The sequence below is a fragment of the Dokdonia sp. MED134 genome, assembly GCF_000152925.2.
In the GTDB taxonomy this organism is placed as follows: domain Bacteria; phylum Bacteroidota; class Bacteroidia; order Flavobacteriales; family Flavobacteriaceae; genus Dokdonia.
In genome coordinates this window covers 1,472,248-1,492,808 of the sequence record NZ_CP009301.1, presented here as the reverse complement: position 1 = coordinate 1,492,808, position 20,561 = coordinate 1,472,248, and the positions used below count along the sequence as shown (strand labels likewise).

General features: G+C 38.4%; 23 protein-coding genes. 9 read left to right on the top strand and 14 right to left on the bottom strand.

Annotation, left to right across the window (positions count from 1 at the left end; translation table 11 throughout):
- Positions 1 to 32 precede the first annotated feature (32 nt).
- Positions 33 to 1,664 carry a 4Fe-4S binding protein gene (locus MED134_RS06660; RefSeq protein ID WP_021778143.1) on the bottom strand — a complete coding sequence of 544 codons (1,632 nt, stop codon included), beginning with the start codon at positions 1,662 to 1,664 and terminating at the stop codon, positions 33 to 35.
- Positions 1,665 to 1,685: 21 nt separating this feature from the next.
- Positions 1,686 to 3,026 carry an NAD(P)/FAD-dependent oxidoreductase gene (locus MED134_RS06655; RefSeq protein ID WP_021778144.1) on the bottom strand — a complete coding sequence of 447 codons (1,341 nt, stop codon included), beginning with the start codon at positions 3,024 to 3,026 and terminating at the stop codon, positions 1,686 to 1,688.
- Positions 3,027 to 3,326: 300 nt separating this feature from the next.
- Here MED134_RS06655 and MED134_RS06650 point away from each other — a divergent pair, with 300 nt between their 5' ends.
- The 8 genes from MED134_RS06650 to MED134_RS06615 all read left to right on the top strand — a co-directional run bounded on the left by MED134_RS06650 (position 3,327) and on the right by MED134_RS06615 (position 11,220).
- Positions 3,327 to 4,037, top strand: a complete 711-nt coding sequence (locus MED134_RS06650; protein ID WP_021778145.1) for a DUF547 domain-containing protein — start codon at positions 3,327 to 3,329, stop codon at positions 4,035 to 4,037.
- A gap of 187 nt (positions 4,038 to 4,224) precedes the next feature.
- Complete coding sequence (locus MED134_RS06645) at positions 4,225 to 5,127, top strand: hypothetical protein (RefSeq protein WP_021778146.1); 903 nt, start codon at positions 4,225 to 4,227, stop codon at positions 5,125 to 5,127.
- Between the two features lie 133 nt (positions 5,128 to 5,260).
- Positions 5,261 to 6,271 carry a glycoside hydrolase family 113 gene (locus tag MED134_RS06640; protein ID WP_021778147.1) on the top strand — a complete coding sequence of 337 codons (1,011 nt, stop codon included), beginning with the start codon at positions 5,261 to 5,263 and terminating at the stop codon, positions 6,269 to 6,271.
- 65 nt (positions 6,272 to 6,336) lie between these two features.
- Positions 6,337 to 7,596: a POTRA domain-containing protein gene (locus MED134_RS06635; protein ID WP_038597363.1), complete on the top strand. Its 1,260-nt coding sequence runs from the start codon at positions 6,337 to 6,339 to the stop codon at positions 7,594 to 7,596.
- A 56-nt stretch (positions 7,597 to 7,652) separates the two neighbouring features.
- Entirely contained in the window at positions 7,653 to 8,909 is a 1,257-nt protein-coding gene (locus MED134_RS06630) for a hypothetical protein (RefSeq protein WP_021778149.1), read from the top strand.
- Positions 8,910 to 9,007: 98 nt separating this feature from the next.
- Positions 9,008 to 9,163 (top strand): YqaE/Pmp3 family membrane protein, encoded by a 156-nt coding sequence (locus MED134_RS06625; RefSeq protein ID WP_021778150.1) that lies wholly within the window; start codon positions 9,008 to 9,010, stop codon positions 9,161 to 9,163.
- 193 nt (positions 9,164 to 9,356) lie between these two features.
- Positions 9,357 to 10,454, top strand: coding sequence for an acyloxyacyl hydrolase (locus tag MED134_RS06620; protein ID WP_021778151.1), 1,098 nt, complete (start codon positions 9,357 to 9,359; stop codon positions 10,452 to 10,454).
- A gap of 4 nt (positions 10,455 to 10,458) precedes the next feature.
- Entirely contained in the window at positions 10,459 to 11,220 is a 762-nt protein-coding gene (locus MED134_RS06615; protein ID WP_021778152.1) for a head GIN domain-containing protein, read from the top strand.
- 77 nt (positions 11,221 to 11,297) lie between these two features.
- Here the strand turns inward: MED134_RS06615 and MED134_RS06610 are convergent, their stop codons facing one another.
- Positions 11,298 to 11,897: a nitroreductase family protein gene (locus tag MED134_RS06610; protein ID WP_038600994.1), complete on the bottom strand. Its 600-nt coding sequence runs from the start codon at positions 11,895 to 11,897 to the stop codon at positions 11,298 to 11,300.
- Between the two features lie 105 nt (positions 11,898 to 12,002).
- Here MED134_RS06610 and MED134_RS06605 point away from each other — a divergent pair, with 105 nt between their 5' ends.
- Positions 12,003 to 12,329: a winged helix-turn-helix transcriptional regulator gene (locus tag MED134_RS06605; RefSeq protein WP_021778154.1), complete on the top strand. Its 327-nt coding sequence runs from the start codon at positions 12,003 to 12,005 to the stop codon at positions 12,327 to 12,329.
- A 5-nt stretch (positions 12,330 to 12,334) separates the two neighbouring features.
- Here the strand turns inward: MED134_RS06605 and MED134_RS06600 are convergent, their stop codons facing one another.
- The 11 genes from MED134_RS06600 to MED134_RS06550 form a co-directional block, all read right to left on the bottom strand.
- A complete protein-coding gene (locus tag MED134_RS06600; RefSeq protein ID WP_021778155.1) occupies positions 12,335 to 13,042 on the bottom strand; it encodes a TIGR04283 family arsenosugar biosynthesis glycosyltransferase in 708 nt (235 codons plus the stop codon).
- A gap of 53 nt (positions 13,043 to 13,095) precedes the next feature.
- A complete protein-coding gene (locus MED134_RS06595; protein ID WP_021778156.1) occupies positions 13,096 to 13,896 on the bottom strand; it encodes a DUF547 domain-containing protein in 801 nt (266 codons plus the stop codon).
- Positions 13,897 to 13,981: 85 nt separating this feature from the next.
- Positions 13,982 to 14,869, bottom strand: coding sequence for a DUF547 domain-containing protein (locus MED134_RS06590; RefSeq protein ID WP_052084151.1), 888 nt, complete (start codon positions 14,867 to 14,869; stop codon positions 13,982 to 13,984).
- Positions 14,870 to 14,967: 98 nt separating this feature from the next.
- Positions 14,968 to 15,936, bottom strand: a complete 969-nt coding sequence (gene arsM, locus MED134_RS06585) for an arsenosugar biosynthesis arsenite methyltransferase ArsM (RefSeq protein ID WP_021778158.1) — start codon at positions 15,934 to 15,936, stop codon at positions 14,968 to 14,970.
- Between the two features lie 99 nt (positions 15,937 to 16,035).
- Entirely contained in the window at positions 16,036 to 16,848 is an 813-nt protein-coding gene (locus tag MED134_RS06580) for a purine-nucleoside phosphorylase (RefSeq protein ID WP_021778159.1), read from the bottom strand.
- Positions 16,849 to 16,881: 33 nt separating this feature from the next.
- Positions 16,882 to 17,484, bottom strand: a complete 603-nt coding sequence (locus MED134_RS06575) for a TIGR04282 family arsenosugar biosynthesis glycosyltransferase (protein ID WP_021778160.1) — start codon at positions 17,482 to 17,484, stop codon at positions 16,882 to 16,884.
- Positions 17,484 to 17,663 (bottom strand): hypothetical protein, encoded by a 180-nt coding sequence (locus tag MED134_RS06570; protein ID WP_021778161.1) that lies wholly within the window; start codon positions 17,661 to 17,663, stop codon positions 17,484 to 17,486. The genes MED134_RS06575 and MED134_RS06570 overlap by 1 nt, the downstream gene beginning before the upstream one ends.
- Complete coding sequence (locus MED134_RS06565) at positions 17,663 to 17,854, bottom strand: hypothetical protein (protein WP_021778162.1); 192 nt, start codon at positions 17,852 to 17,854, stop codon at positions 17,663 to 17,665. Before MED134_RS06565 ends, MED134_RS06570 begins: the two co-directional genes overlap by 1 nt.
- On the bottom strand, positions 17,855 to 18,280 hold the full coding sequence (locus MED134_RS06560) for a rhodanese-like domain-containing protein (RefSeq protein ID WP_021778163.1): 426 nt from the start codon (positions 18,278 to 18,280) through the stop codon (positions 17,855 to 17,857).
- 72 nt (positions 18,281 to 18,352) lie between these two features.
- On the bottom strand, positions 18,353 to 19,180 hold the full coding sequence (locus MED134_RS06555) for a metallophosphoesterase family protein (RefSeq protein WP_021778164.1): 828 nt from the start codon (positions 19,178 to 19,180) through the stop codon (positions 18,353 to 18,355).
- Complete coding sequence (locus tag MED134_RS06550) at positions 19,165 to 20,499, bottom strand: sodium:solute symporter family transporter (RefSeq protein WP_021778165.1); 1,335 nt, start codon at positions 20,497 to 20,499, stop codon at positions 19,165 to 19,167. Before MED134_RS06550 ends, MED134_RS06555 begins: the two co-directional genes overlap by 16 nt.
- Positions 20,500 to 20,561 lie beyond the last annotated feature (62 nt).

Sequence of the window (20,561 nt, the reverse complement as noted above, 5' to 3'; positions counted from 1 at the left end):
TATTCCGCTTTCGCGAAAGCGTAAAAAATCTTCTAGCTTGCCTCTTTGTTATTTACATAATCCATAAGGTCTACATCATTACCTAGTAATACTTGCGTAGGGTTGATACGACCTGCTTCTGGTCCGTTTTCTAACTTAAGTACGCCACGAGGACATACAGCGCTACATATACCACAACCTACACAACTAGAACGTACGATGTTTTCTCCTTTCTGAGCATATGCACGTACATCAATTCCTTGCTCACAGTAGGTAGAACAGTTACCACAAGAGATACATTGCCCCCCGTTTGTAGTGATTCTAAAACGAGATTTAAAACGTTGTACAAATCCTAAGTAGGCTGCTAGTGGGCATCCAAAACGGCACCATACACGGTTACCAAAAATAGGGTAGAAGCCTGTCCCAATTACTCCTGCAAACCAAGCGCCTATCAAGAAGCTATAGGTGTCTTTTATCCACTGGGAGTTAATGCCTAAAAAAGCTTCCGCACCCGTAAAGTAACAGTATAATGTGACGAGTGTCATCACGAGTGAAAATACGAGTACCGAGTGTATGAGCCAGCGCTCAAGTTTCCAGGCTTTCATAGATTTATTAGAATGCTGGCGGTAGGGATCACCAAGAGTTTCGGCAAGGCCACCACAACCACAAACCCAGCTACAGTACCATCTTTTTCCAAAGAAGTAAACCATTACCGGTACAATCACGAGTGTAAGCACAACACCCCATACGAGGATGAAGATACCTAAACCACCACTTTGAGTAAGTGTGTCGAGATTCCACTCAAAGAAGAAATCATAATCTAGCGGGAATGCGTTTTTAAAATCATAACCAGGCTTTCCTAAACTTGCCATAATCTCAGGGATAAGAAAGGCAAATACAATCTGAAAGAATAGTACAGAGGTAGTACGTACAATCTGGTATTTATTGTGACGGTATTTTATATACATACGCACCGCCATCGTTACCATAATCACACAGTATAAAAAGCCATATACAAACCACTGACTCGCATCACCTCCGTTAAGGGCATTACTTATGGGGTCGAGTATAAATGTCCAGTTTACTACATAGTCTGCATTAAAATAAAGCACTAGATAAAATAGTACGAGGTACACAAGTACCAGCCAGGCAATCCATCCTCTATTGGTTGCTGCCTCGTGATATACGTGGTCATTTTTGATGCCTGGTTTGCCAAGTAACACGAGATTAGGAAAAATGAACATAAGAGCTCCTAGTATCCCTAGCCCAAAGGTTAAGAACCACATAAGCCCTTTATTTTCTACTATAAATCCTGTTCCGGCTTTTTTGGCTAGTGAGAAGCTAAAGGCTTGAAAGTCTTTATCGTTTATTCTGTACTGATATTGTTCTCCTTTTTTATCCCACTCCTTTGCCGCATCATATTTTGCAATTTGGGCATCATAGTAGTCATTGTTTTGAGCAAGGGCATCTCTTACGGCACCTGTAAAAGCAAATGTGCCTAGTTTTTTACCCACTACGTTATCTGAGATTTTTTGAGCGACGAGTTCGCTTTTAATTCCTTTTTCAGAAATAAAGGAATCGAGTTGTTCTTGTTGTAAGGTGAAGTCTCCCATAAAGATGGAAGCTGTCCAGATGGCAAGCCCAGTAATAAAGATCACCAAGCCTAGGTTTTTAATAATTTTCATAAGTGTAAGTCGTTAGGTTGGTTATGCGAAAATTCTTTTCCAGCTTTTCTTTTTAGGACTAAGTGATGTCCCGTATGCAGCATTATAAGCATCGAGAATATCCTTCTCGTAATGGCTATAAAACTCAGGATCAAAGTTTGCATCTTTAAGATGCTCTAGCACATAATCTGTTGTGCGTCCCTCAGTAAGCCAGCGGTCAAATAGCTCGTGACGTAGCCTGATACCAAAGTTATTTATACCCACAAACTTGCGACTATCCTCTTGCATCTCTATAGTGATACACTTGTTATCATCCTTATGCATCCAGTGAAAGTGTGTATTGCCGTCTTTAGGTTTTGAGAACACCCATCCATACGTCTGGTACTCTATATCCATAAATTTTGCACTGTTAAACCAGTGTCCAGGGTTATAGGCAGTAGGATTTCCAGTTAATGTCTGTGCAAGTGCTTCTCCCATCATTCTACCGGTATACCAAACAGCTTCAATTGGTCTACGACCGTTTATACCTTCGTGTTGCTCTGCACAATCACCTATGGCATAAATATCTTTTATGTTAGTCTCTAGCATAGGGTTCACCTTGATACCTCGACCTAGCTCAATACCACTATCTTTTAAGAAAGCCACATTAGGCGATACTCCAGCGGTAAGTCCTACAACGTTACAGGCTATTTCTTCTCCTGTCTCTTTTATAGTTACAGCGCGCACTTTACCATTATCATCTGCTAGAATACTATCTAGATTAAAGCCTAAACGTAAATCTACGTGGTGAGATTTAATGTGTCTGTTTATCATCTCGCTTTCTCCTTGTGGTAAAACGCCATTCCAGAAACTGTTTTCTCGGACTAAAAATGTGACCGGAATATCACGCGTGAGCAGCATCTCTACCATTTCAATACCTATAAGACCGCCACCCACTACCACAGCACGTTTACAGGTTTCTTTATCTGGAGCATTTGCCTCTAGCATATCTAGATCTTGTTTTGAGTACAACCCTTGTACACCGTCTAGATCTTGCCCTGGCCAGCCAAATTTATTAGGTTTTGACCCCACAGCAAGTACGAGTTTATCATAACTCATTTTTTCGCCACCAGAGAGTAGTAATTGCTTATTCTCGTGATCTACTGTCTCTACAAAAGCGCGTTTAAGATCTATACGGTTTTTCTTCCAGAAGTAATCTTCATACGGTTTTGTGTGCTCATATTTCATATGTCCCATATAGATATACATAAGCGCTGTGCGAGAAAAGAAGTGATCTGTTTCGGCAGAGATGATGGTGATCTTTTTGTCTGAAGCTTTGCGGATGTGACGGGCAGTTGTAACGCCAGAAATCCCGTTGCCTATAATGACGATGTGTTCTTGCATAGTGGTTGGTGTTTTTAAGTAAGTTGAAAAGAGGTTTTAGTAATGTGGTATGTGATTACGCTTTCGCGAAAGCGTGTGTAAAACCTTTTTTCTTCACAAGTTACTAGGGTTGTGTCGAACTAAAGATAGTAAACTTAACAGCACCTAAGCTTATTTAGAACATATCTAAATGAATTGTAGATTAATGCTATAAATACATTAAGGACAGCAAGCTATCTGGTGATTAAAATCAATTTATTTTAAGAAAAAGTGTAAGACGATTGTTTTTTACCCGACCCAAGTGCACATAAAACAGCAATTATGAAAATCGTTACTTTCCTTTTTACACTACTTGTTATTAACACGATGAGTGCACAGAGTACAGATGCATTTTTTACAGATGCAGATGTTTTTTTTAAAGAATATATAAAAAATGGAAGAGTAGATTATGCTGCTGTACAAAGTAATCCAGAGTCTTTAGATAAACTCCTTGCGGTTGCACAAACTATAAAAGTGAGCAAGACAGATGCAAAAACGTATCAAGCTTTCTGGATCAATGCTTACAATCTATCTGTAATAAAAGGGGTTGTTGCTAAGTATCCCGTAAAGCAACCGCTCAGCATAAAAGGTTTTTTTGACAAACAAAAACACGCTGTAGGAGGTAGCTCAATCACCCTTAATGATATGGAAAACAAGAAGCTACGTGCTGTTTTTCCAGACGAGGCTCGTTTTCATTTTGTACTTGTATGTGCAGGATTGGGCTGTCCTCCTATAATAAATGAAGCATATATACCGAGTAAGCTTGAAGCTCAGTTACAGCGACAAACTAAACTAGCGCTCAATAATCCATCGTTTATAAGAGTTAAAGGCAAAAAGGTACAGATCTCACAAATATTTGAATGGTATAACGGTGATTTTACGAGAAGTGGGAGTGTGCTGGAGTTTATCAATAAATATAGAGATAGCAAAATAGACGAGACTGCAAAACTTTCATACTATCCATATGACTGGACACTTAATGATATAAAATAATGAGTATATACTGAGCCTGCGCTGCTTTATGTGAAGTTTTCATAATACAAAGGGTTTATAAAGCAGTTACCCCTACCAGGCTCAGTTCTTTCATTAATGCATAAAACTTTGACAACTTCTTTTTTCACTCCACGGTAGCTGAATTAAGAAAGTACAATTATAAATTTCCAACCTAATATTTAAAAAAATGAAACATTTTTTAATAGGCGCACTATGCCTAATCGCTACTACAATTTACGCACAAGATATTGATGATAACGAGATAGGCGGCTCTGTCATACAGACGCTTACACCATCTAAGCTTATTGCAAGAGGACAATATGATATCAAGTGGTTTAATAATTTGTACACGCAAACAGAAAGTACATTTACAGATGGTGATGAGCCTAGACAATCATTTTTTACATCATCACTTGAAGCATTTACTGGAGTGTCAGAAAATAGAAGGCTCAATGTAGGTGTAATTTTAGAAGTGAGATCTAATGTAATAGGCGGTAGAGATGCGCTAGATGTCTTTAGTTTTGACGGAGAGCGTGGCACCGCTCGTAGTGGTCTTACTTCTATAGCTCCTGCGGTAAAGTTTGTTCCTTTTGCATCTGTAAATAACTTTTCAATTCAAAGTTCGCTATCTATACCACTTATAGATCAAGAGACAGAGCAAGGGGTTTTTCTTGACCAAAAAGGATTTACGTGGCAAAACCGTTTCTTTTTTGATCACACCTTTGCAGGTGGTGACTGGCAAGTATTTGCAGAGCTTAACTCTGAGTTTAATTTTGGAAAAGAGGCAGCGCAAGATGAAAACTTTGACACTGTAGACGGCAGCTTTGCAAATAATAGTTTAAATCTTACGCCAGGGGTGTTTTTAAGTTACTTCCCTAGTGCTAAGTTTACTGTTCTAGGCTTAGTACAGCACTCACAGCGCATAGATCTAGGTAATGATTTTGAGCAAGACTTTACCGCAGTAGGTGGAGGCGCAAAATATCAACTCACAGACGAGCTCAACCTCGAGGCTTTGTATACCAACTTTGTAAGAGGTAATAATACGGGACTAGGTGAGACTTTTAACTTGGGACTACGAGTTGTTTTTTAATATAAGCATCTACTAGATTTGACGTATACTTTATAATCTAGAGATCGCTAGACCTGACCATTTATAAAAGTGGTCAGGTTTTTTTAGTTTGTGATATAGAAAGCTATCTTTATTTTATAGAATCACATTTGTTATGAAAATACTATTACAATGCCTTGTGCTTGTTTTACTTCTAGAAGGTTGTAGTGCCCAGCTTCCACCAGAAGGAAAAATTAATGGAGTAAGCTTTGTAGCAAATCGCTCTCCGGTAGACAGCACTCACGTGGCACCCGTTCTTGATATAAACGCAAACTATGCTGCCGTAATGCCCTTTGGCTTTGTGCCGGCACTAGATAAAGCGCAAATTGTATACAATACAGATAGACAGTGGTATGGTGAGACTAGAGAAGGCGGTCGTAATTATGTAGCACAACTACACGATAAAGGTATAGATGTAATGCTCAAACCCCAGATATGGATACGTCGGGGTGAGTTTACAGGTTACCTCAAGATGGAGACAGAAGAGGAGTGGCTGGCACTTGAGCAATCGTATCGCGATTTTATAATGGATTATGCGACACTTGCTCAAGAGGAAAATGCAGCAATATTTTGCATAGGCACAGAGCTGGAGCAATTTGTTGTAAATAGACCAGCTTTCTGGCAACAGCTCATAAAAGATATCAAAGAAGTATACAAAGGTAAGCTTACGTATGCTGCAAACTGGGATGAGTATAAACGTACACCCTTCTGGCAGCAGCTGGATTACATTGGTATAGATGCTTACTTTCCAGTATGTGATGATCAAACACCTACTGTGGCGTGTGCTATAGAAGGCTGGACAAAATGGAAAGAGGAGATTTCCGCTTTCGCGAAAGCGCAACAACGCAAAGTATTATTTACAGAGTATGGTTATCGCTCTGTAGACTATACAGGCAAAGAACCCTGGCGCTCTGACCGAAGTATGACTCAAGTAAATCTAGAAGCGCAAGTAAATGTTACAAAAGCACTTTATGAAGCCGTCTGGGATGAAGAGTGGATGGCAGGAGGCTTTTTATGGAAATGGTTTATACATCACGACCGTGTAGGAGGACCAGAAAATAGCCAGTTTACACCTCAAAACAAACCAGCTCAAGATATTGTAAAAGAATACTACGGTAGAAATTAAATACGATAGCTACTGCAATGTTTACGATTAAGAACCGACAGACTCATAGTATCGTAAATAAGCCTATGAAACAAATTATATATCTATGTCTGTTCTTGCTGCCTTGCCTTGTTTATGCTCAAAAACAGCAAGTAGATAGAATCACCTTTAAAGGGTTAAAAAAAGTAGATGAGTCACTGTTGAGAAGACTAATAAAAACAGAAGTAACATCTCCTTATGACTCGCTTAAAGTAGCTACAGATGTAGAGCGATTTAATAGACTTCCTGCCATTGCAAAAGCCACCGCTATTATAGCTGAGGTACGTAATGGTGCTATAGAAGTCACTTATGATATTGTAGAAAATTTTACAATTATACCGGGTATACGTATCTCTGAGGCAAATGATGGAAGTTTTGCCTTTAGACTAAGTGTATTTGAGTTTAACTTCTTAGGCCAGAGCCAGATTGTGGGTGGCTTTTACCAGCGTGATGTTTTTAATTCTTACGGAGCTTACTGGGAGGCCCCATTTTTATTTACAAACAAGTTAGGGCTAGGCGTTAATTATATTAAAGATGTCACCTTTGAGCCCATTTACTTTGATACAACTACTCTCAATTATAAAAAAGATAGAGCTGGAGCTGAGATTTACGGACTTTACGAAATTGACTTTCATAACAAAGCAGAGCTAGGGATTAATATTTTTAAAGAGCAGTATGCTGCAAACGATACTGATATAGATGCTACTTTTCCAAACAATCTAGAGGCTTCAAAAATTGCTGTGCGAGCTGAGTATGAGACAAATTTTTTAGACATAGATTATCAGTATGTTTCTGGTTTTAGAAACTTACTTGATGCACGATATATTAATGGAGGTGAGGGCTTACTTGACGACTCTTTTATAGGAGTTAATACAACCGAATATTTTAAAAGAATAGGAAGTAAAGGTAACTGGGCAAGTAGATTACAATTAGGATTTGCTTCTTTTAATGAGTCTGAGTTTGCGCCATTTACTGTAGATAATCAGTTTAACTTACGTGGGGCTGGTAATGATATCGCGAGGGGTACGAGTTTTATATTTATAAATACAGAGTACCGCCACACGCTGCTAGAGAGAGGCTGGTTTGTACTACAGGGTAATGCCTTTGTAGATGGAGGAACCTTAAGAGAGGCAAGGCAACCGCTAGATAATCTTGTAAGTGGTGATGCTCTTGAGGTATACTCTGGGGTAGGAGTGCGTTTTATACATAAACGTATATTTAATGCTGTTATAAGACTAGATTATGGCGTAGGGCTAGGGGCGTCACAAAACAGTGGTCTTGTCTTTGGGATAGGACAGTATTTTTAATAGGTAGAGAGATTCTTTTATAGTGATGTAAAGTGTTACAGAGAGTATTAATTTTAATGGTATGTTGCATTACTGCTGTACAGCTTGCTGGACAAGAGGGTGAAGTGCTAGACCTTAAAGTACAAGGCTCAAAAAGGCTTAAGCCTAGTTTTATAAAACTCATAAGTGATATAAAACCGGGAGTTGCATTAGACTCTGCAGTGATAAATCAAGATATAATACGCCTTAAAAGACTTCCAGCAGTTGCTCACGCTTATTTTCAGGTTTTTAAGTCACACGATAACTTCTATAATGTTTTTTATAACGTAGAAGAAAATATCACAATAAACCCGCAAGTCAATTTCTACACGACTAATGATGATGAGTTTGCATACAGGCTAGGCCTTTATGAATATAATTTATTAGGAAGAAATATAGGTTTTGGAGGGTTTTATCAGAAAGATATTTTTAGCTCGTATGGTATAAATTTTAGAGCGCCTTTTTTATTTAATAATAATGTAGGACTTGCGATTAACTTTCAGAGTCTTACTACTCAAGAACCTGTGTTCTTAGATAATGGTACTGCAGACTATAAGTATAACAATACTTCTATAGAGATTTTAGGCCTATATGCTTTTAACTTTAAGCATCGTGTTGAGTTAGGTGTTAACTTCTTTAATGAAGATTATTTATACCTTAATGGAGCCACAGATGTGAGCGTGCCACAAGCCTTTAATGTAGATAAAATACTGCTTAAAGGTATTTATGAGTATGATGCTCTTAAGTATGACTTTCAGTATGTAAGTGGTTTTAAAAGTACTTTTAATGTACAATATGTACAGGCTAATGCGGTGACATTACCAGATTTTACCATCTGGTGGAATGATTTTAGATATTTTGCTAGAATACGAGATAAGGATGGTATTTATGATGGAAACTTCGCAACGCGATTGCGTCTAGGTCTTGCTACAAATGCAGATTCTCCTTTTGCCCCCTTTTCTGTAGATAACAATCTTAATATACGAGGTGTAGGTAATACCATAGATAGAGGCACCGGTGTGGTAGTACTCAATGCAGAGTATAGACAAACGCTAGCAGATCGCGACTGGTTTACAATACAAGGAGTGGGCTTTGTAGATGCTGGCTCTTGGCGCAATCCTGGGGGAGATTTTGGTGATTTTGGTGATGATCAAAATTTACGAGTTTATCCAGGTCTAGGTCTTAGGTTTATTCATAAAAAGATTTTTAACGCCACTTTTCGAGTAGATTATGGGTATGGTGTTACCTCAAATTCCACTAGTGGATTTGTGTTTGGTATAGGGCAATATTTCTAGTCACGTTTGTTAAACTCAAAACAATTGAGATAATATTAATAAGATCTCATAAGTAGTATTGTAGATTTATATCAGTATTAACAACAAACCAAAAACCAATGTCACTAATAACCATTATTCTAAGTATTCTTTTTCCGCCACTAGCAGTTGCACTAGAAAAAGGAGCAGGAAAAGATTTACTCATAAATATCTTACTTACCCTATTAGGCTGGCTACCCGGAGTGATTCACGCCTTTTACGTAAACAGTAAATAAGAGCAACACATATATTACAAGCGCCCGCTATATAAGTAGCGGGCTTTTTTATTTTATAAAGACTTGTAGGAGTTTAATAGATATAGGTACGCTTTCGCGAAAGCGCAAAAAAACCTTTTAAAAATAGTAGGTTTTAGACAAACTATAGCAGACATTTTTTCGTAGGTTTAAAAAACCATTACAACCTACATCTATGCGCATCATTACTATTGTATTTGTACTTCTTTACGGCATTTGCACTACTGCACAAGAAGATAAAGTAAGACCTTTTGATGTAGAGGCAGACCTTTTTGGCGGAACGATTTTAAAACATAATCCAGATATCTCTCACCTTATTACAGAACACCCCACGGGAGTGATGCTGGCATATAACCGAAAGACCTATGGTTTTGAACCCTGGGAGCGTCGTTACAACTTTCCAGATGTGGGGTACACCTTTGTGTACCAAGATATGAAAAATGAGTATCTGGGGGAGTTATATAGTGCGTATGCGCATTATAACTTTTATTACTGGAAGAGGCGCTTGCAGTTTAGAATAGGGCAGGGTCTCGCGATTGCTACAAAACCCTATGACAGGGAGACTAATTTTATAAATAATGCATATGGTACTACAGTCTTGAGTAGCACGATGCTTAAGTTAAGTTATAAGAAAAATAATATTTTTAAAAATATAGGCTTTCAAGCAGGGGTGACTATTATACACTATAGTAATGCAAATCTTAAGGCGCCAAATAATTCTACAAATACGTGGGCGTTTACTGCAGGATTAAATTACTTCCCAAAAGCGGCCGAGTTTCCCGAGTATATACCTATGGGAGAAAAAACACCTTATAAGGAACCTATACATTTTAACTTAACACTGCGCGGTGGAGCAAACCAAAGCGATATAAACAACTCACCACGCTATGGTTTTGTTACCATTACTGCCTTTGTAGATAAGCGTATTAATCACAAATCTAGCTTTACGGCGGGAGTTGACGCATTTTTTGCAAATTTTTTAAAAGAGCTCATACGTTATGAGTCTATTGCTTATCCAGATGGTGATGTCACGGGTGAGGAAGACTGGAAGCGTTTTGGGATTTTTGTGGGTCACGAGCTGCACTTTAATGAGCTTTCTTTTGTATCCCAATTGGGATATTATGTGTACTACCCGTATGATTTTGAAGGGAGATTTTACAATAGGTTAGGTTTAAAAAGAACCTTTGGAAAACATCTTGCAGGGAGTATGGTCGTAAAGGCACACGGTGCAAAAGCAGAGGCAGTAGAGTTTGGTATAGGATATAGATTTTAATAAGATGAGACACTCCATTTATATAGCTAGTATAATAGTAATCATTGTAAGTGCCATTTCTTGTGACACAGAAGATACACTTACGTGTCTAAAAACCACAGGAGATATCATTACACAAGAGTATGACCTAACAGATTTTGATAGTATTACCATCTTTGAGCGTGCCCAACTCATAGTAACAGACGCTCCAGATATCTCTGTAAGGTTAGAAACAGGAGAAAATTTACTTGAAGATTTTGAAATTCTTGTAGAGGACAATACACTCAAAATTAAAAACACAGCTTCTTGTAATGTTATACGTGATTATGATACATCAAAGGTGTATGTGAGTCATCCCGATTTAAAACAAATTCGCAATAGTAGTGGGCAAACCGTAGAGGCAGAGGGTGTCTTGACCTGGAACACTCTAAGGTTAGTAAGTGATGACCTTATAGAAGAAGACTTTTATCATAAAGACGGAGACTTTAATCTTACACTAGATTCAGAAAATGTGCTATTACAATGCAACGGATTGTCTAATTTCTTCATAAACGGAAGTGTAACAAATCTTACCATAAACTTACTAGATGGTGATAGTAGATTACCCTTAGAAGATCTTGATGTTCAAAATGTCTCCATCTTCCACAGGGGGACTAATGACGTGATACTAGCACCACAATTATCTATAGTGGGAGAGTTGCGTAGTACGGGTAATTTGATTTTAAAAAACACACCACCAGTTGTTGAGGTAGAAAGCTTCTTTACGGGTGAAGTTATTATTGATTAATTATTCTTTCGCTTAAAGCGAAAAAAAAAGCGCCCCAGTATGGAGCGCTTTATATAATAAAATCGAAGTAGTTCAGACTATATAGTTTCTACCACTTTATCTAATGCGATTCTTGATTTTGGATTTTTGCTAGGTTGATTAAAATCCTCTTCATCTCTGTATCCTATAGCTACGGCAACTAGGGCTGCATAGCCATCGTTTCCTATAATCTTGTCATAGTTTGCAGGCTCTATTCCTTCCATAGGGGTAGCATCTATGCCCATAACAGCACAAGCACTTAGTAATACACCTACAGAGAGGTATACTTGCTTATCAAACCAAGCAGTAATCTGTTCTTTAGGTAGCGGTTTTAAGTTCTCATTGTAATAATCTACCATTCCTTGTGGTAATTCTCTCTTTATTTGCTCTTCAAAAAGTGATAAATCATCTACTCTACTAAAAACAACTACAGTATCACTCTTAGTTACTTTCTCAGTGTTTATCCAAGATACTTTAGAGAGCTTCTCTTTTGTGTCTTGATCAGAAACAAAAGTAAATTTCCAAGGCTGGCTGTTTATAGAAGAAGGACTTAGGCGTAAACTTTCTTTAAGCTCCTCTATGTGCTTAGGATCTATTTTTTTTGTCTCGTCATACACCTTTGTAGTGTAGCGCTCTTGCATTGCATTTATAAAACTCATAACATTTATTTTTTTTACTATATTAAGTATAGTAGCAAAAGTATGTATAGTTATATACCTTTGCAAGAACGGTCAAAAAGTATAGGTTTAATTTAACACATCGAGATGCACACTTTTAAAGGAAAAGAATACCCTTGCTGTACAAGTCTTACGATGGGAGTGATAGGAGGTAAGTGGAAAACGGTAATCATTTACCATCTTATAGAAGGTCCCTTAAGATATAGTGAGTTACGCAAGCAAATGCCTTCTGTGACAGAGCGCACACTTAGCCTACAGCTCAAAACATTAGAGAGTGATGGTATAATAGATAGAAAGGTTTATACTACAAAGCCACCACTTAAAGTTGAGTATATGCTTACAGATTTAGGAAAGTCACTTATACCACTTATAAACGCAATTGCAGACTGGGGCCGCAAAGCAGATGAGGTATAAACCTGTTATGATATCTTGTTGAGGTAATATTTGTGCAAATCTTCTGCACTAGCGCCTAGCCATTTGCGCACATAAATACTCCAGAAGTGAAACTGTAATTTCCAGATACCATTTTCTTCATAACGACGTGCAGAGGTTGTGAGCCATTCTTGAATAACGACAAATTTACGTCGCGCATATAACTTATTTATTAGGTCATTATCCTCATAAATAATATATCGCTCATCAAAGCGGCCCAGTTCTTCAAAAAGACTTTTGGTAATAAACTGGCTTTGGTCACCACCACGGCACGCTCGCCACTTAAACTTTGTGAGCCAGCCAGCTAGTCGCAGCCACCAGTGATTAGAATCAAATTTCATTTTAAAACATCCCGCAGGATTTCCCTGTGATACCTGTTTTACAATGAGTGCATCATAGTTTTGAGGTGGGTATGAGTCTGCGTGTAAAAAGTAAAGTATGTCACCTGTAGCTTGTATGGCCCCTGTATTCATCTGTCGTGCTCGACCTTTTTGAGATGTAATAATAGATACCGTTTTACTAAGCGCTGCATATTGCGTGACTTGAGTAATAGTATCATCACTACTGCCACCATCTACAACGATGATTTCGTGTATATAATTTTGAGAAGACGCCTTGTTTTCTAGGTGAGTGAGCAATGCACATATGGTCTCAGACTCATTAAGAACAGGGATGACTACAGATATAGAATTCATTAAAGATGTATCTTATTCTAAATGTACGCAAAAACACCTCAATCAGTTTTACTTTATTGCTTATTTAAGCCCCAATCATATTCTTTAAATGTTACAGGTGTACCAGGCGCAACCTGAGTATTTGCATATTTATTTATATAGGGTAGTAAGCTTTTATTAGATCCTCTATAAAAGTCTTCTGTATAAAATTTAAAAATAGAAGAAAGTGCTGCCGTATTTGCACTAATATCATTTTTTGAACTATTAATAAACTGCTTAGTTGCTTTGTCAAGTTGCTCATTGATTTTACCAGCAGTGTATGCCTCACGCAGTAGTGGTGGGCAAGAGATAGATGCACAGTTTATGGCAAAATGTATTCTAGGCTCATTCATCTTGCGTAGCACGCCATTTTCAATACCACCTAGAGAGAGCAGGCGTCCATCTACTCTTGCACGCCCTTTAGTCCACGGGGCGTCTATATCTTTTATACTGCTTACCTCTGGGTTATCAAGTATGAGCTCTACGGTAACTGCGTTATAAAGATTAATATAGTAAGCAAGTAACTCTTGTTCACTCCACTTGTTTGATGGGTCAAGATTTGCGAGTTGATCTAAGTAGCCGTTAAGTAGCGGTCTATCTTTTTGGAATCCATTATAGTCTACGAGCCCCTCTTCGTTTACATACTTTTTGAGCAATGAGTCCCACTGCGAGTGATCTACATTTACAGCAGAGTTTGCCGTAGTAGATGTAAGTGGTTGTGTAACTTCCTTAGTAGGTTGCCCTTGACTTGTAATCCCTCCAGCAGAGAGCAACGCGCAGCTTTGTAAAGAGATGGTTATGGCTATTATTGATAAAATGCGTGTGTATATTTTCATAACTATTATTTTATTGTTTTACACTTTCGTGAAAACATAATATCGCTTTTTCAAAATAGATAAGCGAGTAATTAAGAAAACTTTACTACTTATTGAGCGTCCAGTCATATGCTTTATATCTCACCTTCGCCGAAGGTAAAATAGGAGTTGAAGCGTACGTATTTAGATAATCTATGAGGCTACCCTCCGTTTTAAAATCTTTTGCAAACCAGCTGAAAATTTTAGACACCTCAACTCTTTCCGTTGTAATCGTATTACGAGAGCTGTCATTTATAAATTCACGAGCTAGCTTATTAAGCTGGTCATCTACACTTGCCGCTGTAAAAGCCTCATTAAGCAATGGCGGGCAAGAAAATGATGCGCAGTTTATCCCAAAGTGGATTCTTGCATCGCCCATTTTTCTTAAAATATTGTGTTCTATCTGGTTGAGGTTATACCAGCTATCTTCAAGTTTCCAGAATCGTTGATCCCACGGATTTTTAATATCCTTTATGCTTTCTAGCGGATAGTGACGTAAGATGAGATCTATAGTCATTGCATTATATGCGTTCATCCAGTAGGCGAGCTTTTCTTCTTGAGACCACGCATCTGTAGGTGTTTGTTCTCCTAGTCGTTTAATGTAGTTGCGTAGTTTACCCCAGTTTGATTTAAAACCATTATAATCTACATTTCCAGCTGGTGATACATATGCCTTAAGTAAGTCATTAAAGCTATCGTGATTAACAGTTTCTGTAATTACGGTATTAGAAATTTCAACTTCTTCTGGTTCAGTAATCATCTCTTCTGCTGGAGCACTTACTGTGGTTGTATCTTCTGTAACAGTTATGATGGGAGCTGTTTCTATAGGGACACTATCTTTCTTTATGACAACAGGTGTTTCGACAGTAGAGACTTCAGGTGTTGCAGTTATAGTCTTAGTTGTGCTACAAGCACAAGCAAGACCGAGTAAAGTAATGTAAAGAAAGGTTTTCATAGATGTTGGTTTCATAAAAAAGCGCCTCTTATAAAGAAACGCTTTTTGTGTGACTCATAAGTATAGAGTCGTATTTATTATAAAAAACTAACAGTAGCCTAGCAACATCCACCACCATCATAATGATACGTAGACTCACTTATAAAGATGTCATCACGACCTAAAGCAGCAAGTGCTCCTGCTGTTTTATCACAAATAGCCAGCGGCTGATTTTTAAGAAGGATGTGCCCTAGCTTATCATCAAAAAAGTCTTCTTCTCCATAATAAATGGCAGCTTTACCTGTAAAAATACAAGGTCCGTCTGCTGGCATAGGGTCTTTGATTGCTGCTACTTCAATAGACTCAATGTATATGAGCTCATCTGTAGGATACGCCCCAGGATTAAGTATTCTATATGGTTTACGAGCTCTTATCTCAATAGTTCCAAAACCAGCATCTGTAAGCGCTTTTACATATTCGGCTATGGGTAGACTTCCAGAAAGACAAAGCGCACGTAAACGATCATCATTGCGTAGCTCCTCATTCATTTCTTGCTCACAAGTAGGGTCGCTCATTACAAGTTTACCGTGAGGTTTTAGCACGCGATACATCTCTGCAATGGCACGTTTTAAATCTTCGGCTTTAAATATGTTAAAGAGGCAGTTTTGTGCAGCTACGTCTATTGAGTTATCTGCCACATTAAGGTTAAGGGCATCTCCTTTTTGAAGATCTACAAATTCGCTATTAAACCAAGGGTTCAACTTCTCTGCTTCTATAAAGTTTTTGCGAGATGCTTCTAGCATTTCATCTACCACGTCTACACCTACTACACCACCTTTATTACGATTAAAGTATGCAAACTGTAATAGCTCCATACCACCACCTACACCTACATAAAGCATCTTAGGCTCATTAGTAAGATCACGAGCATTTACAGTGCTTCCGCAACCGTAATTCATCTCCTGCATAATCTTTGGGATCTTTAATCCGGGTAACTCCCAGATAGGATTTGTAGTACAGCACAGTCCTACATCTGGTGTAAGTGCTGCTTCTTTATAAAGATCATTTGTAGCATTAAGGTAACTCATAATTCGTTTTTTTAATAGGTAGTAGATAGTGTGTTAAGGTGATTTTTTAGACTTAGATTCCGCTTTCGCGAAAGCGTACTAACACCCAATCTAATCTGACTATAATGTTTTAATTAATTCTGTAAATAGCATAATCATCTCTGGCTCTGCTTTACCAGCCATTGCGATTATTTCTGGAATATCTACTGGCTTGAGGTTGTCCGGGTCACACTCATCTGTAAGAACAGATACTGCCACCACTGGAAGTTTTAAGTGATTTGCTACGATAATTTCTGGTACGGTACTCATCCCTACGGCATCTGCTCCTATAATTCTTAAGTAGCGATACTCTGCGCGAGTTTCTAGCTGTGGGCCTACTACAGATGCATATACTCCCTCGTGTAAGTTTATCCCATTGTCTTTTGCAATAGTGCGTAGCGTATTGTTCATAGCAGCATCATAAGGTGCGCTCATATCTACAAAGCGCTCTCCCATTTTTTCTACTCCTTTAAAAGCTAGCGGTGATCCTCCTTGTAGATTAATGTGATCATCTATGAGCATTAATTCTCCTTTTTTGAAATCAAGGTTAATCGCTCCAGAAGCATTAGATACTAATAGGTGCTTGATACCTAAAGCGTGCATCACACGTACTGGGTAGGTTACATCTGTAAGTGAGTAGCCTTCATACACGTGAAAACGACCTTGCATAATAATAACCTTTTTACCTTCTAGCGTACCGTAAATTAATTTACCTGTATGGAACTCTACCGTTGCCGTTGGAAAATTAGGGATATGATTATAGCTTGCGGTGTGTTCTATCTCAACACGATCAATAAGTTGCCCAAGACCAGTACCTAAAATGATACCTACTTCAGGATTTTCAAAGCCTTTGCTTTTTAAGTAATCTGCTGTTTCTATGATGTATTTTTCCATAATATGTTTTTTTAAACGTATTAAATTTTCTTGTTATTGTAAATACTGAGCAAACTCAGCATATGGTTTTAGGTCCTCTGCAAAGTCAATGTCGTTAAGGGTTTCAAGTTGATGAACTTTTGCTGTTGCTAGATCATTCATAGTACTTGCAAATACCGTATCGCCACCCCATTTTTTATTGTAAAATACGTCTTTTACAAGCTTGTTCATCCCCAATAAATAATAACCACCATCTTGGGCTGGGCCTATTACTGCGTCATTAGTATGCAGCGCGTCAAAAGCCTCATTTATGTGAGAAGCACGCAAGTCATAAAGGTCACTGCCTACAATGAGTACATTGTCATACCCATCTGCAAAGGCTTTTTCAAATGCATTATACATACGCACCCCTAGATCTTCACCTTCTTGCTGGAATTTTTCAAAAATAGCATTATCCCACATATCATTATCGCGCACTTTCACAGAGTAGCCTACGCGCTTAGTACAATTTAAAGTGCTTACTACGTCCTTGGTGTGTGATAAGAGCTTCTTGTAAATCTCAAGAGCGTTTTCTTGACCTACACCTTTGGCTAGTCTGCTTTTTACTTTGCCTAGTTCTGGATTCCTGGTGAATATGAGTACTATGTTTTTTTTCATTATTGCTTTCTATAATTATATACGAGGTATAAAAACATAAGCGCCATCGTGATGAGCTGCTGGTATATACTCGCATTAATAGACCAACCTAGGTTCTCAAAATTTAGCTTGCTTACAGTAAGTATGAGTAATAGGATAAGGAGTATGATAAATATGAGTATGATTTTCTTTCTAGTCATTACTCATCATCTTTTTTTGTCCACTGGTCACTTTTTTTAATGGCTATAAACATCCCAATATTTGCAATAATAATGAGACTACTAGAGAGATAGTCTTTCCAAGTGGATGTCTCGTTAGTAAGATGATAAGCCAGTAAAGCAAATCCTCCTATGGTGAGTCCTATAAAAATGAGTGGTATATATTTATTCATCTAGTAAACTTTATGTCCTGTTTTTAAATACTTTCCCCATATTTTGGAAAATACGTGAACAGAGTCGGTTGGTTGTTTTTTCTTGTTTTGAATTTCGTAGCCTTCATCTTTCCACGCAAATATGCTTCCGTATAGATTTTTGACATTTGTAAACCCTTTCTTCTTCAGTCGCTCGCCAAAATCTTCAGAGCGTATGCCTACGGAGCAATAAACGACGATGGGTTGATCTTTTTTTGCTTTCGCGAAAGCGTACATACTATCATTCACCTTCTCAGAAACCCACACCGCTCCAGGGATATGGCTTACCTCAAATTCTTCCTTTTTACGAGTGTCTAAAATTAAATAGTCACTCATTTCCATCTTGAGTTCTTGCACAGAAATATAAGGAACAGAGCGCGTGTTGTACTGTTTTAATAACAAGTCCATATCTGATTGCCCAACACTTATAGCGCTTATGAGAAAGATGAGTATGTATGTGATTTTTTTGATAATAGGTCTTTATAATTTGATGCCAAATCCTTGTAAGCCACTCTCTACAGGTGGCAGTATTTCTGTATTGTCCCAGATGCCAGTTACGATGGTACGCGCATACTCTTCTGGCAGTAAGCCGTTTTGCATTAACTGGCTCGTGAGCTTGTAATTATATGCAAAGGTATGATGTTCATAGCTAAGATTGCCAGAAGTGTCTTCTAGAATGGCATACCAGACTTCGGTAGAGCCATCATTTGCTGGCATCCCGATCACCCCAGGGTTGAGCCAGAGTTTATCTTCTTGCTCCGTATGAAAAGGCAAGCCGCAATGTCCTGCAATAATCACATCACTTTGTGTTGTATCAAAATTTGAACCTTTTATTTCCCAAGGCGTAGATTTAAATATAAATTCAGAAATATGATTATATGAGCCGTGTACAACCGTAACCTTTTTACCAGCGTAGGTAAATGTAATATGGTCTGGAAGTGCCTCTAATGTCTCTAGCGAATTCTTAGAGAGTTTGCTTTGTGCATAAGGATACCACAGCTGGCTAAAACCATCACAACGGGATCCTTCTCTAAAGTCACATCCACAATCTTCTGCGCCCTCACTCAGTTGTTTTTCTACATTACCTGCAATACCGTGCGTTCCCCATATTTTATAGAGTTGTACGGTTTCTTCAGGCTGCGCACAATAACCCACGATGTCTCCGGTGCAGATGCAATTTTCTGGAGCAATTCCTTGCTGCTCTGCAATAGCTTTTAGTTTCTCTAGCGCTTGTAGATTGCTATACACACCGCCATAAAGGAGTACTTTGCCGGTAAGATTGCCTATGTTTTTTATCTTTTTATCCATCGTGGTATGAGGTATAATATGGTGCAGGCTGTGATGCCCCAGACGTTTGTCCAGAGTAAGGCAGCATAAGATCCTGTCGTAAATTGTAATGATTGTGGTAAGGCATCAAAAACTAATATGAAGCCAAAAATGATACCCGTCACTACACTCAAGTAATAACTAATTTTTGGGGCTGGCTTTCGCCAAAATAAAAATACAGGCGTTAGTCCAATTACCATTGTTCCAGATATGGTCGTGGCGCTTAAAATCTCTGCATTAAGAAATACGGGAATGGTTCCCAATATGGCAATTACAGCCATAGATAATCTCCCAAACGAAAGATTTTTACCCAAATTTAAATCGACTGAAAGTAATTTTGAAAATGACGAGAATGTACTATCCAGCGTAGATGCCGCCGATGTAATCATAATAAAGTTGATGACTAACAATATGACTACGCCAAAAGCTTTACCCACTTCTACCGCGGCTTGGCCTGCCATTCCTTGTAACTGGGCAAATACACCTATAACACTAAATAAGATAATACAAGCTGCTCCCAATACCGAGGCGATTAAAAAGCTACGAAGTGTAACCTTCGGCGAACTTAAAAAAGCTCTATCTGTTAATACAGGATCGTGAAAGGGATATGAGAATGACTGTAACAAGGCTGCAAAAAGCAAATTAAGACCGAGATCAAAACTCCACGTTCCAGAAGTAGCAACCTCCTTCACACTAAAATCATCTACCGAAAATATACAGCATAATATCACACATAGCAGTATGGAGAATAATCCCATCTGTATCACATCTGTAAATATAGAACTGCTCAATCCGCCCTTGAGCGCATAAGCTAGAGTGAGTATTGTAAAGACCAGAATCGCCCAATAATAAGGAGTGCTTCCCATCTCTCCAAAGTAAGAACCTATCACCATCGTGTTACTCCACACCTCATTAAAGAGCCTAATGGCGATGAGCACAGAAAATAAGCGCATCGCGCCTTTTCCAAATCGAGAAGTCAGAAACTGATGTATACTTGTAAACCCACCTTGCAGGCGCATCTGGTAGATGATAACACCAGCCACGGCAAAGGAGAGGTAATAACCCGCATAAGCCACACCGCCCACAATCCCAAAACTCAGACCTAAGTTGGCAGCATTGGTTATACTCTTTGCAAAAATCCACGAGATAATGAGACTACCCGTAAGCATCCACACATTAGGAGACTTCTTACGATGCGTAGCCTTAAAAAACTCATCAGGACTTTTGGCAAGCGGAGACAGCACAAACAATAAAATGCTTGATGCTATAATTAATCCCCATTGCCAGATTTCTACATTCATATAGTAATTACTTAACTAGTTGTAATCGCTTTTGCTTTGCAAAAGCTTGGTTCTTGTGTTCC